Source organism: Staphylococcus sp. EG-SA-18 (genome assembly GCF_017151825.1).
In the GTDB taxonomy this organism is placed as follows: Bacteria; Bacillota; Bacilli; order Staphylococcales; family Staphylococcaceae; genus Staphylococcus; species Staphylococcus aureus.
In genome coordinates this window covers 1-13,402 of record NZ_JACYVY010000005.1, presented here as the reverse complement: position 1 = coordinate 13,402, position 13,402 = coordinate 1, and the positions used below count along the sequence as shown (strand labels likewise).

10 protein-coding genes and 1 pseudogene (1 of these 11 cut by a window edge) are annotated in these 13,402 nt (G+C 32.8%); 8 read left to right on the top strand and 3 right to left on the bottom strand.

Annotated elements, in window-relative coordinates; all coding sequences use genetic code 11:
- The 5 genes and pseudogenes from IDG66_RS01790 to ccpA all read left to right on the top strand — a co-directional run.
- A pseudogene (locus tag IDG66_RS01790) lies at window positions 1–877 on the top strand (hypothetical protein); it begins 625 nt to the left of the window's first position.
- Between the two features lie 155 nt (window positions 878–1,032).
- Complete coding sequence (locus IDG66_RS01785; protein WP_031789490.1) at window positions 1,033–1,116, top strand: hypothetical protein; 84 nt, start codon at window positions 1,033–1,035, stop codon at window positions 1,114–1,116.
- 460 nt (window positions 1,117–1,576) lie between these two features.
- On the top strand, window positions 1,577–2,668 hold the full coding sequence (locus IDG66_RS01780; RefSeq protein WP_000066378.1) for a bifunctional 3-deoxy-7-phosphoheptulonate synthase/chorismate mutase: 1,092 nt from the start codon (window positions 1,577–1,579) through the stop codon (window positions 2,666–2,668).
- Between the two features lie 353 nt (window positions 2,669–3,021).
- Window positions 3,022–3,135 (top strand): hypothetical protein, encoded by a 114-nt coding sequence (locus IDG66_RS01775; protein ID WP_001788994.1) that lies wholly within the window; start codon window positions 3,022–3,024, stop codon window positions 3,133–3,135.
- A 72-nt stretch (window positions 3,136–3,207) separates the two neighbouring features.
- A complete protein-coding gene (gene ccpA, locus IDG66_RS01770; RefSeq protein WP_000219066.1) occupies window positions 3,208–4,197 on the top strand; it encodes a catabolite control protein A in 990 nt (329 codons plus the stop codon).
- A gap of 97 nt (window positions 4,198–4,294) precedes the next feature.
- On the opposite strand, the gene IDG66_RS01765 is transcribed toward ccpA, so the two are convergent.
- Entirely contained in the window at window positions 4,295–5,464 is a 1,170-nt protein-coding gene (locus IDG66_RS01765) for an acetoin utilization protein AcuC (protein ID WP_001184010.1), read from the bottom strand.
- Between the two features lie 24 nt (window positions 5,465–5,488).
- A complete protein-coding gene (locus IDG66_RS01760; protein WP_001016005.1) occupies window positions 5,489–6,121 on the bottom strand; it encodes a GNAT family N-acetyltransferase in 633 nt (210 codons plus the stop codon).
- Window positions 6,122–6,289: 168 nt separating this feature from the next.
- Here IDG66_RS01760 and acsA point away from each other — a divergent pair, with 168 nt between their 5' ends.
- Together acsA and IDG66_RS01750 are read left to right on the top strand one after the other, a co-directional pair.
- Entirely contained in the window at window positions 6,290–7,996 is a 1,707-nt protein-coding gene (gene acsA / locus IDG66_RS01755) for an acetate--CoA ligase (protein WP_000862075.1), read from the top strand.
- A gap of 439 nt (window positions 7,997–8,435) precedes the next feature.
- Entirely contained in the window at window positions 8,436–10,103 is a 1,668-nt protein-coding gene (locus IDG66_RS01750) for a formate--tetrahydrofolate ligase (protein WP_000149412.1), read from the top strand.
- 244 nt (window positions 10,104–10,347) lie between these two features.
- On the opposite strand, the gene IDG66_RS01745 is transcribed toward IDG66_RS01750, so the two are convergent.
- Window positions 10,348–10,437, bottom strand: coding sequence for a hypothetical protein (locus IDG66_RS01745; RefSeq protein ID WP_000927785.1), 90 nt, complete (start codon window positions 10,435–10,437; stop codon window positions 10,348–10,350).
- Between IDG66_RS01745 and harA the strand changes: the two genes are divergently transcribed.
- A complete protein-coding gene (gene harA / locus IDG66_RS01740) occupies window positions 10,436–13,123 on the top strand; it encodes a haptoglobin-binding heme uptake protein HarA (RefSeq protein ID WP_001032759.1) in 2,688 nt (895 codons plus the stop codon). The genes IDG66_RS01745 and harA overlap by 2 nt on opposite strands.
- Window positions 13,124–13,402: the final 279 nt, after the last annotated feature.

Sequence of the window (13,402 nt, the reverse complement as noted above, 5' to 3'; positions counted from 1 at the left end):
AGCAAGTGCAAATAATTTGAGTGATACATCACAAGAGGCACAAGAGATTCAAGAAGCTAAAAAAGAAGCACAAGCAGAAACAGATAAAAGTGCAGCTGTATCAAATGAAGAATCAAAAGCAGCGGCATTAAAAGCACAACAAGCAGCAATAAAAGAAGAAGCAAGTGCAAATAATTTAAGTGATACATCACAAGAGGCACAAGAGATTCAAGAAGCTAAAAGAGAAGCACAAGCAGAAACAGATAAAAGTGTAGCTGTATCAAATGAAGAATCAAAAGCAGTGGCATTAAAGGTATCGAAAGAAGAGTCACAAGCTGAAAGATTAGCAAACGCTGCAAAACAGAAGCAAGCTAAATTAACACCAGGTTCAAAAGAGAGTCAATTAACTGAAGCGTTATTTGCAGAAAAACCAGTTGCTAAAAATGACTTGAAAGAAATTCCTCAATTAGTTACTAAAAAGAATGATGTATCAGAGTCAGAGACAGTTAATATAGATAATAAAGACACTGTTAAACAAAAAGAAGCTAAATTTGAAAATGGTGTTATTACACGTAAAGCTGATGAAAAAACAACTAATAATACAGCTGTTGACAAGAAATCAGGTAAACAATCTAAAAAAACAACACCTTCAAATAAACGAAATGCATCAAAAGCATCTACAAATAAAACTTCAGGTCAGAAAAAGCAACATAATAAGAAATCATCACAAGGTGCAAAGAAACAAAGTAGTTCAAGTAAGTCAACTCAAAAGAATAATCAAACTAGTAATAAGAATTCAAAAACAACAAATGCTAAATCATCCAATGCATCAAAAACGCCAAATGCTAAAGTTGAAAAAGCTAATAGTAAAATAGAGAAACGTACATTCAATGACTAAGATTACTAAAATCGTTTAATAATCAATCATAGCAGTAAGCTATGTATTATATTTTTAAAAATTGAATTTCAAAATAAAAGGTAGGCATTCAAGTGCTTACCTTTTTTGATATCATCAGTTTATTTTGAAAGGCAACGCGATCATTCCATGTATTTATGTTGTTTGTAACATCGTTAGATTACAATAGTGATATTGCACATTTTAAGCTGAAGATGGAAAAATATTCGATAATCAAATAAACAATGAATCTTAGAAGGTACAATGACGTTCACTAATTTAAATATAGCTGAATGTGTTGGTGAGTGATGTTCACTATAGATTTATATTAATATACAAAGACAAAGGTTGTTAATTTTTATTAAGCGTTAGGTTGAATGTATGAGAATTTTAGATTTATAATAGAAGATAGAAACGAAAATTTTTCTTAAAAGCAGTAATGTTGACTCAAAATAAGCTATAATAATGACACTTATTTAATTGATTAACATTTGCTAATAAATATCAATATAGAATATAACTTTCCAATAATGACTGAGAAAATCGAAATGTCAGTCTCGAATCATATAATTAGAAAATTGATTATTTTCTGTCAATTTAGGGTTGAACTATACATATGATATTGTTAGAATATTTTTTAACATTATATTTTATTGCTTTAAAGTGGAATATACTTGAAATAATTAGTAGAGGTGAGTAAGGATGAGTAATAAATTAGAATCATACAGAAGTGAGATTGTATCACTGAATCATCAAATTTTAGACTTATTATCTAAACGTGGTGAACTAGCACAAAAAATTGGGGAAGAAAAATTAAAACAAGGTACACGTATCTATGATCCACAACGTGAAAAAGAAATGCTTAACGACTTAATCGATAGTAACAAAGGACCATTCAACGATAATACTATTAAGCAATTATTTAAAGAAATTTTCAAAGCCTCTACAGATTTACAAAAATCTGAAAATGAAAAACATTTATATGTATCACGTAAGTTGAAACCTGAAGATACGATTGTAACATTTGATAATGGGGGCATTATTGGAGACGGCAATAAATCATTTGTATTTGGGCCATGTTCAGTTGAATCATTTGAACAAGTTGAAGCTGTTGCTAAAAACTTACATGCTAAAGGTGAAAAATTTATTCGTGGCGGTGCATTTAAACCACGTACATCACCATATGATTTCCAAGGCCTAGGTGTTGAAGGACTTAAAATACTTAAACAGATTAAAGATAAATATGATTTAAATGTTGTCAGCGAAATCGTAAATCCAAATGATTTTGAAGTGGCTGATGAGTATTTAGACGTATTCCAAATTGGTGCACGTAATATGCAAAACTTCGAGTTATTAAAAGAAGCTGGCCGTACGAAAAAGCCTATTCTATTAAAACGTGGTTTATCTGCTACAATCGAAGAGTTTGTTTATGCAGCTGAATACATTGCTTCACAAGGTAATCAAAACATTATTTTATGTGAACGTGGAATCCGAACTTATGAAAAGGCGACACGTAACACTTTAGATATTTCAGCAGTACCAATTTTAAAACAAGGTACACACTTACCAGTCATGGTAGATGTAACGCATAGTACAGGTCGTAAAGATATCATGTTACCAACTGCGAAAGCAGCATTAGCAGTTGGTGCTGATGGAGTTATGGCTGAGGTGCATCCAGATCCATCTGTTGCACTTAGTGATGCGGGTCAACAAATGGATTTAGATGAATTCCAAGCATTTTATGATGAATTAAAGCCTTTAGCTGATTTATATAACGCTAAAAAGTTAAAATAATATTCCAAGGAAACTATAGACTACTTAACTAATATGTCATGTTGAAGTAGAATATTATCTTTGAATCGACAATTTTAAACTTACAGCCATTCTAAGAGTATATTACTTTTAGAGTGGCTATTATTTTTTGTATAGAAATAAAGGTATACTGCACTTAACGATTGTTATAATACTTCGACACTTGTTCAATTTCACAATTATTAAAGATTATGACTGATAGCAGTAATTAAAATTATAACTATGAATTATCTGTAAAATATAATAGATTCACACATTTGTTGCTGAAATGTGAACATTTTTCAACAAATGCAATTGATATTTGAAAAGGCTTTCTCAAAACATTACAATTAAAAATGAAAAAAGTTTATATAAAATTAAAATATATCGTTCGTTATCATTTAGCGTTTGTTTTTATTTCAAGCTTTTCGCTAAATTTTTCCAAACAAAAATATGTTACTGTAAATTAAAATATGGTAAACTATGAAAATGAAATGAAAACATGTTATTATAATGAATAAAACGTTTACAAGGAGGAAATTATGACAGTTACTATATATGATGTAGCAAGAGAAGCGCGTGTCTCTATGGCCACAGTGTCGCGTGTTGTTAATGGGAACCAAAATGTTAAAGCAGAAACTAAAAATAAAGTTAACGAAGTCATTAAGCGTTTGAATTATCGTCCAAATGCTGTTGCTAGAGGTTTAGCTAGTAAAAAGACAACAACAGTAGGTGTGATCATTCCAGATATATCTAATATCTATTATTCACAACTTGCTCGTGGACTTGAAGATATTGCAACAATGTATAAATATCACTCAATTATTTCAAATTCAGATAACGATCCTGAAAAGGAAAAAGAAATTTTTAATAACTTATTAAGTAAACAGGTTGATGGTATTATTTTCCTTGGTGGTACAATTACTGAAGAAATGAAAGAATTGATAAATCAATCATCTGTACCTGTAGTAGTATCAGGAACAAATGGTAAGGATGCACATATAGCATCAGTTAATATTGATTTTACTGAAGCTGCGAAAGAAATTACGGGAGAATTAATTGAAAAAGGCGCTAAATCATTTGCTTTAGTAGGTGGAGAACATTCTAAAAAAGCTCAAGAAGATGTTTTAGAAGGTTTAACTGAAGTGTTAAATAAAAATGGCCTTCAATTAGGTGATACATTGAATTGTTCTGGTGCTGAAAGTTATAAAGAAGGCGTAAAAGCTTTTGCCAAAATGAAAGGCAATTTGCCAGATGCCATTTTATGTATCAGCGACGAAGAAGCAATTGGTATTATGCATAGTGCAATGGATGCTGGTATTAAAGTTCCAGAGGAATTACAAATTATTAGTTTCAATAATACACGATTAGTTGAGATGGTTAGACCACAACTTTCTAGTGTTATTCAACCATTATATGATATCGGTGCAGTAGGGATGCGCTTATTAACAAAATATATGAACGATGAAAAGATAGAAGAACCAAATGTAGTTTTACCTCACAGAATTGAATACCGAGGAACTACAAAATAAATTCACAAAATTAGGCATTCATCTAACGACCCAAATTATATGGGTGTTGGAAGAATGCCTTTTATTTATCTTTTAAAATCGTTGCAGATTAGGTTACTTATTGACGAGTAGATTCGTACCAACTCGCTATATGTAAAGCTAATTTTTTATTTTTTTCACTAATTTCTTTTGTGCGGGGGACATAGGTATAATCATTTAAACGATCTTCCCATCTTTTAGGTAATAATTCAGATGAATAATGTTTCCATTTATTAATCCATTCTAACGGTAAATAACCACTTTGAATTGGTTGATCAATTAAACTTAAGAATACATGACTCCATGCACGTGGTACGACTCTCCAAATATTGTAGCCTCCGCCACCAAACATAATTACCTTTCCATTCGTATAAGAATCAGCTAAATATTTTACAAAATATGGAATTTCATATAATGAATGTAACGTACAATTTAGATGAGTTAGTGGATCACGATAATGTATATCGACACCATTTACGCTTAGAATAATATCAGGTTTAAAACTCTTTACGACAGGCTCAACTGTTAATTTAAAACACTCCAAAAATGATGCATCTTCTGTATACGGTTCAAGTGGGACATTTACAGTGTGTCCATAGCCGATATCTTCACCGCGCTCAGTATAGTGACCAGAGCCTGGGAAAAGAAATTTTCCGGTTTCATGGATAGAATAAGTAGTAACATGGTTATCGGCATAGAAACTCCATTGTGTACCATCTCCATGATGTGCATCGGTATCTATGATTAAAACGCGTTGATTGTATTCTTTAGCTAAGTATTGTGCGGTAATTGCAATATCATTGTATATACAAAAACCACTAGCTCGACCAGGTTGAGCGTGATGCAATCCACCACCTAAGTGACAACCATTTAATACTTTGCCTGACATAATAAGATCTGCTAAAGTTAAAGCGCCTCCAACAATTGTGGCACTATGGCGGTGCATATGCTTAAATTGACTATTCTCTTCATCATTTAATCCATATTTCTTAGCCTCATCTTCACTGATAATGCCATGTGAAGCATGCTTAATTGCTTCGACGTAATCATATTTATGAATTAACATTAATTCGTCATCTGTTGCAATTCTAGGTTGTACTATTTGTTCTGGAGACAATAAATTTGCATTCAAAAGTAGCTCTGTTGTTAATTTTAAACGCATTTGATTGAAGGGATGTTGGTCATGAAATCGATATTGTAATAACTTATCTGAATAAACATATGCAGTTTTTGATGAATGTTGTTGCATATAATCCCTCCGATATTCCAAAAATTAAAAGAAAAACCGATTCATATAACGAATATCATCAAACGCTTGTTGCTGTTCTAATGTAATATTTTTGCCAATTCTTGCCATTAAACAATTAGCTGGATGACTTGTTATTTCTGGATCATCTGTAGCGAATATTTCAAGTCCACCAGTTGCCATTAACCGCTGCATTAATTTTTTATAGTCAAATACATCTAACTTTGAATTTTTTAAATCCCAATGCCAGTAATATTCAGTAGTTATAACGATATAATCCTCGAATTCTGGTGTAGAAAGGCTAAGTTGTATTAGCTTTTCTGCAAGATGTAATTGCCTAAAATTGATGCTGACTTCAATTGCCCCCAATTCGATTAAATATGGAAGGTTACCTGTAGACCAGCGCTCAATTTCATCAGGATAGTGGAAAGTGACATAACCCACAATGAGTTGATCTTGGCGAGCAACATAAATTCTACCTTCTGGTAATGTTGTAATTTCTAACAAAGCTTCATACTGATCTTCAGCATCTCTAAATGCGGTTAAATGCGCATCGAAAGTAAGCGCTTTCAAATCTTCGTATGTTAAAGGACCTTCAATAACAAATTGCTTGTCATGAATGTAATAATCTTCGGATTGATACGTCTTTAAATGATTCATATTTTCAACTCCTCAATCGACGTCGTGATTGTATTAAATTCATTATATAGAAAATTTACAATAATTAATACTAGAAAAAGGATAAAAGTAAAAATTTTGAATAATTAGAAATGTTATGTATAATATTGAGAAAGAAAGCGTTTTCACATAACAAAGGGGGAGTTTCAAATGAAAGTCGAAGTTTATAAAGGAGCGCAAGGTAAACATAACCTTAAAGATTATGAAGAAATATATAATACTTTTGATTGGAAAGACGTAGAACAAGCATTTTCTTGGAGTGAAACTGGAAAAATGAACATGGCATATGAATGTATAGATCGGCATGTAGATCAAGGATTAGGGGATAAAATAGCGTTAAATTACAAAGATGAGTACAGAAAAGAATCGTATACTTATAAAGATATGCAACGGTTATCTAATAAAGCAGCGAATGTTTTGTCTGAACATGCAGAAGTTGACAAAGGTGACAGAGTATTTATATTTATGTCGCGTACACCTGAACTATATTTTGCGTTGTTAGGTGTTTTAAAAATTGGTGCAATTGTTGGGCCGTTATTTGAAGCATTTATGGAAAAGGCAGTTGCGGATAGATTAGAGAACAGTGAAGCTAAAGTGTTAATTACTAATAAGGCATTGTTACCTCGAGTACCTGTAGATAAATTACCGAACTTGAAAAAAATTGTTGTCGTAGATGAGGATGTAGAAGACAATTACATAGACTTCATTAGTTTGATGGAAACTGCTAGCGATGAATTTGACATTGAATGGTTAAAGTCGGATGATGGTTTGATTTTACATTATACATCAGGTTCTACTGGGCAACCTAAAGGTGTATTGCATGTTCAACAAGCAATGTTAGTGCACTATATTTCTGGAAAATATGTATTAGATTTACAAGAAGATGATGTTTATTGGTGTACAGCAGATCCAGGTTGGGTTACAGGAACATCTTATGGTATTTTTGCACCATGGTTAAATGGCGCTACAAATTGTATAGCTGGTGGTCGCTTTTCACCAGAACAGTGGTATAGTATGATTGAAGATTTTAAAGTGACGATTTGGTATACGGCACCAACAGCTTTAAGAATGTTAATGAGTGCTGGTGACGATATTGTTGAGAAATATGACTTGTCATCGTTACGTTCGATTCTATCAGTAGGTGAGCCTTTAAATCCTGAAGTTATAAAATGGGCGAAAAAAGTATACGGTTTAACGGTGTTAGATACTTGGTGGATGACAGAAACAGGTGGACATATGATTGTTAACTATCCAACGATGGACGTCAAGCTTGGCTCAATGGGCAAACCATTACCTGGTATTCAAGCTGCAATTATCGATGATGCAGGTAATGAATTACCACCAAATCGAATGGGCAACCTTGCTATAAAAAAAGGCTGGCCATCAATGATGTATCGTATCTGGAAGAATCCAGAAAAATATAAGTCATATTTTATTGGAGACTGGTATGTATCTGGTGATTCGGCATATAAAGATGAAGATGGTTACTTCTGGTTCCAAGGACGTGTTGATGATGTAATTATGACAGCTGGTGAACGAGTTGGACCATTTGAGGTTGAGTCTAAATTGGTTGAACACGAAGCAGTTGCCGAAGCAGGAATTATTGGTAAACCTGATCCGGTTCGCGGTGAAATAATTAAGGCGTTTGTTGCACTGAGAAAAGGATATGAACCAACAGACGAATTAAAAGAAGAAATTCGTTTATTTGTTAAAGAAGGTTTGTCGGCACATGCAGCACCACGTGAAATCGAATTTAAAGATAAATTACCTAAAACACGCTCAGGTAAAATTATGAGACGTGTATTAAAAGCTTGGGAATTAAATTTAGATGCAGGGGATTTAAGTACAATGGAATAATGACATGAATGTTATTGAAGATTTCTTTCGAAGAATAAAGGGATACAACATATTTCATGTTAATGTTTAAATATTAGTTTACTTTATGATAAGCAATATAAAGAGCTGTTAACTTGTGTCATATCATTTCGTAGAAAGCATTTGAAAATGATGACATAACAATAATGGCATATCTTTATATTGCTTTTTATTTTTAATATGATCTTTGGAATATGACTATTTTAAATAATAGAAAAATATAGTTATCAATAGTATCAAGCGCTAAAAGTTGTATAATACAAAACTTTAATAAGTGAATTTATTGCAAAAATGAAAGCGCTAACCCGATTTAGTCGACAAGTTTTTAACAGTTCGTTATTATATGAATGTAAGTAAAAATTTCTTAGCTACAACTTACATATTATAAATGCATAAATTAAACAAAAAGGGGCGAAAAAAGTTGACTCATTTATCAGATTTAGATATTGCGAATCAATCAACACTACAACCAATTAAGGATATTGCTGCATCAGTAGGTATTTCAGAGGATGCATTAGAACCTTATGGTCATTACAAAGCTAAAATCGACATTAATAAAATTACGCCAAGAGAAAACAAAGGGAAAGTTGTTTTAGTAACTGCGATGAGCCCAACACCAGCTGGTGAAGGTAAATCAACGGTTACAGTTGGTTTAGCTGATGCATTCCATGAGTTAAATAAAAACGTTATGGTTGCATTAAGAGAGCCTGCTTTAGGACCAACATTTGGTATTAAAGGTGGTGCGACTGGTGGTGGTTATGCGCAAGTCTTACCTATGGAAGATATCAACTTACATTTTAATGGGGATTTCCATGCGATTACAACTGCTAATAATGCATTGTCTGCGTTTATAGATAATCATATTCACCAAGGTAATGAATTAGGAATCGATCAAAGACGTATTGAATGGAAACGTGTATTAGATATGAATGATCGTGCACTTAGACATGTAAATGTTGGGTTAGGTGGACCTACAAATGGTGTACCACGTGAAGATGGCTTTAATATTACAGTAGCGTCTGAAATTATGGCGATTTTATGTTTAAGTAGAAGTATTAAAGACTTAAAAGATAAAATTAGTCGTATTACTATTGGTTATACTAGAGATCGCAAGCCAGTTACAGTTGCAGATTTAAAAGTGCAAGGTGCACTTGCAATGATTTTAAAAGATGCAATTAAACCAAACTTAGTACAATCAATTGAAGGGACACCAGCATTAGTTCATGGTGGACCATTTGCGAATATCGCACACGGTTGTAACTCAATTTTAGCAACTGAAACAGCACGTGATTTAGCTGATATCGTTGTAACGGAAGCTGGATTTGGTTCAGACTTAGGCGCTGAAAAATTCATGGACATTAAAGCGCGTGAAGCAGGATTTGATCCGGCAGCTGTCGTTGTTGTTGCGACAATTCGTGCGTTAAAAATGCATGGTGGTGTAGCGAAAGATAATTTAAAAGAAGAAAATGTAGAAGCAGTAAAAGCAGGAATTGTTAATTTAGAGCGTCATGTTAATAATATTAAAAAATTCGGTGTAGAACCGGTTGTTGCAATTAATGCATTTATACATGATACCGATGCAGAAGTAGAATATGTAAAATCTTGGGCTAAAGAAAATAACGTACGAATTGCCTTAACTGAAGTTTGGGAAAAAGGTGGTAAAGGTGGCGTTGACTTAGCAAATGAAGTATTAGAAGTCATTGATCAACCTAATTCATTTAAACCTTTATATGAATTAGAATTACCATTAGAGCAAAAGATTGAAAAGATTGTGACTGAAATCTATGGCGGTTCAAAAGTAACGTTTAGCAGTAAAGCGCAAAAACAATTAAAACAATTTAAAGAAAATGGTTGGGATAATTACCCAGTATGTATGGCGAAAACACAATATTCATTCTCAGATGATCAAACGTTGTTAGGTGCACCATCAGGATTTGAAATTACAATTCGTGAATTAGAAGCGAAAACAGGTGCAGGATTTATCGTAGCGTTGACAGGTGCAATCATGACTATGCCTGGTTTACCTAAAAAACCAGCAGCATTAAACATGGATGTTACTGATGATGGTCATGCAATTGGGTTATTCTAATAAATCATGTCAATTGTTTAATAAAGATAAGTAAATAGTTTAATAGACCGGACTGTTGGAGATGCATTATTTCAGCAGTTCGGTTTTTTGCTGTGCTAAAAATAGATTCAATTTGGCGAATCTAACGACAATGTTTGAAGGTGGTTAATTAATGTATATGAAGATAAAAAGTGGGCTTGAAGAATAGGAAAGCGATGCAATGAATATTCCATATTAAAAAAAATAATAAAATAGGTTGCAATATTTAATTGGGATGCGCTACAATTAACACTAATAATTGATATTGATAATTATTATCAATTAAATATAATCTTATAGGAGTTGTTAACAACATGAACAAACATCACCCAAAATTAAGGTCTTTCTATTCTATTAGAAAATCAATTCTAGGCGTTGCATCGGTCATTGTCAGTACACTATTTTTAATTACTTCTCAACATCAAGCACAAGCAGCAGAAAATACAAATACTTCAGATAAAATCTCGGAAAATCAAAATAATAATGCAACTACAACTCAGCCACCAAAGGATACAAATCAAACACAACCTGCTACGCAACCAGCAAACACTGCGAAAACCTATCCTGCAGCGGATGAATCACTTAAAGATGCAATTAAAGATCCTGCATTAGAAAATAAAGAACATGATATAGGTCCAAGAGAACAAGTCAATTTCCAATTATTAGATAAAAACAATGAAACGCAATACTATCACTTTTTCAGCATCAAAGATCCAGCAGATGTGTATTACACTAAAAAGAAAGCAGAAGTTGAATTAGACATCAATACTGCTTCAACATGGAAAAAGTTTGAAGTCTATGAAAACAATCAAAAATTACCAGTGAGACTTGTATCATATAGTCCTGTACCAGAAGACCATGCCTATATTCGATTCCCAGTTTCAGATGGCACACAAGAATTGAAAATTGTTTCTTCGACTCAAATTGATGATGGAGAAGAAACAAATTATGATTATACTAAATTAGTATTTGCTAAACCTATTTATAACGATCCTTCACTTGTGAAATCAGATACAAATGATGCAGTAGTAACGAATGATCAATCAAGTTCAGACGCAAGTAATCAAACAAACACGAATACATCTAATCAAAATACATCAACGATCAACAATGCTAATAATCAACCGCAGGCAACGACAAATATGAGTCAACCTGCACAACCAAAATCGTCAGCGAATGCAGATCAAGCGTCAAGCCAACCAGCTCATGAAACAAATTCTAATGGTAATACTAACGATAAAACGAATGAGTCAAGTAATCAGTCGGATGTTAATCAACAGTATCCACCAGCAGATGAATCACTACAAGATGCAATTAAAAACCCGGCTATCATCGATAAAGAACATACAGCTGATAATTGGCGACCAATTGATTTTCAAATGAAAAATGATAAAGGTGAAAGACAGTTCTATCATTATGCTAGTACTGTTGAACCAGCAACTGTCATTTTTACAAAAACAGGACCAATAATTGAATTAGGTTTAAAGACTGCTTCAACATGGAAGAAATTTGAAGTTTATGAAGGTGACAAAAAGTTACCAGTCGAATTAGTATCATATGATTCTGATAAAGATTATGCCTATATTCGTTTCCCAGTATCTAATGGTACGAGAGAAGTTAAAATTGTGTCATCTATTGAATATGGTGAGAACATCCATGAAGACTATGATTATACGCTAATGGTCTTTGCACAGCCTATTACTAATAACCCAGACGACTATGTGGATGAGGAAACATACAATTTACAAAAATTATTAGCTCCGTATCACAAAGCTAAAACGTTAGAAAGACAAGTTTATGAATTAGAAAAATTACAAGAGAAATTGCCGGAAAAATATAAGGCGGAATATAAAAAGAAATTAGATCAAACTAGAGTAGAGTTAGCTGATCAGGTTAAATCAGCAGTGACGGAATTTGAAAATGTTACACCTACAAATGATCAATTAACAGATGTACAAGAAGCGCATTTTGTTGTTTTTGAAAGTGAAGAAAATAGTGAGTCAGTTATGGACGGCTTTGTTGAACATCCATTCTATACAGCAACTTTAAATGGTCAAAAATATGTAGTGATGAAAACAAAGGATGACAGTTACTGGAAAGATTTAATTGTAGAAGGTAAACGTGTCACTACTGTTTCTAAAGATCCTAAAAATAATTCTAGAACGTTGATTTTCCCATATATACCTGACAAAGCAGTTTACAATGCGATTGTTAAAGTCGTTGTGGCAAACATTGGTTATGAAGGTCAATATCATGTCAGAATTATAAATCAGGATATCAATACAAAAGATGATGATACATCACAAAATAACACGAGTGAACCGCTAAATGTACAAACAGGACAAGAAGGTAAGGTTGCTGATACAGATGTAGCTGAAAATAGCAGCACTGCAACAAATCCTAAAGATGCGTCTGATAAAGCAGATGTGATAGAACCAGATTCTGACGTGGTTAAAGATGCTGATAATAATATTGATAAAGATGTGCAACATGATGTTGATCATTTATCCGATATGTCGGATAATAATCACTTCGATAAGTATGATTTAAAAGAAATGGATACTCAAATTGCCAAAGATACTGATAGAAATGTGGATAAAGGTGCCGATAATAGCGTTGGTATGTCATCGAATGTCGATACTGATAAAGACTCTAATAAAAATAAAGACAAAGTCATACAGCTGAATCATATTGCCGATAAAAATAATCATAATGGAAAAGCAGCAAAGCTTGACGTAGTGAAACAAAATTATAATAATACAGACAAAGTTACTGACAAAAAAACAACTGAACATCTGCCGAGTGATATTCATAAAACTGTAGATAAAACAGTGAAAACAAAAGAAAAAGCCGGCACACCATCGAAAGAAAACAAACTTAGTCAATCTAAAATGCTACCAAAAACTGGAGAAACAACTTCAAGCCAATCATGGTGGGGCTTATATGCGTTATTAGGTATGTTAGCTTTATTCATTCCTAAATTCAGAAAAGAATCTAAATAATTAACTGGATATAGCATATGTATGATTAACTTTGTAGACAATGTGAAACCAATTAAATTATAAACTATTGATTGGTTTAATGGCTTTCCTTTAGAGTAAATAAAAAGAACAGCAGTGAGAAATTTTCTAATTGAAAATAATCTTACTGCTGTTTTAGTCAAGTCCAGACTCCTGTGTAAAATGCTATACAATGTTTTTACCATTTCTACTTATCAAAATTGATGTATTTTCTTGAAGAATAAATCCATTCATCATGTAGGTCCATAAGAACGGCTCCAA

Coding starts and splice junctions, on each gene's coding strand:
- IDG66_RS01785 (WP_031789490.1), top strand. CDS start 1,033: ATGTTGTTTGTAACATCGTTAGATTACAATAGTGATATTGCACATTTT.
- IDG66_RS01780 (WP_000066378.1), top strand. CDS start 1,577: ATGAGTAATAAATTAGAATCATACAGAAGTGAGATTGTATCACTGAAT.
- IDG66_RS01775 (WP_001788994.1), top strand. CDS start 3,022: ATGAAAAAAGTTTATATAAAATTAAAATATATCGTTCGTTATCATTTA.
- ccpA (WP_000219066.1), top strand. CDS start 3,208: ATGACAGTTACTATATATGATGTAGCAAGAGAAGCGCGTGTCTCTATG.
- IDG66_RS01765 (WP_001184010.1), bottom strand. CDS start 5,464: ATGCAACAACATTCATCAAAAACTGCATATGTTTATTCAGATAAGTTA.
- IDG66_RS01760 (WP_001016005.1), bottom strand. CDS start 6,121: ATGAATCATTTAAAGACGTATCAATCCGAAGATTATTACATTCATGAC.
- acsA (WP_000862075.1), top strand. CDS start 6,290: ATGAAAGTCGAAGTTTATAAAGGAGCGCAAGGTAAACATAACCTTAAA.
- harA (WP_001032759.1), top strand. CDS start 10,436: ATGAACAAACATCACCCAAAATTAAGGTCTTTCTATTCTATTAGAAAA.
- IDG66_RS01745 (WP_000927785.1), bottom strand. CDS start 10,437: ATGTTGTTAACAACTCCTATAAGATTATATTTAATTGATAATAATTAT.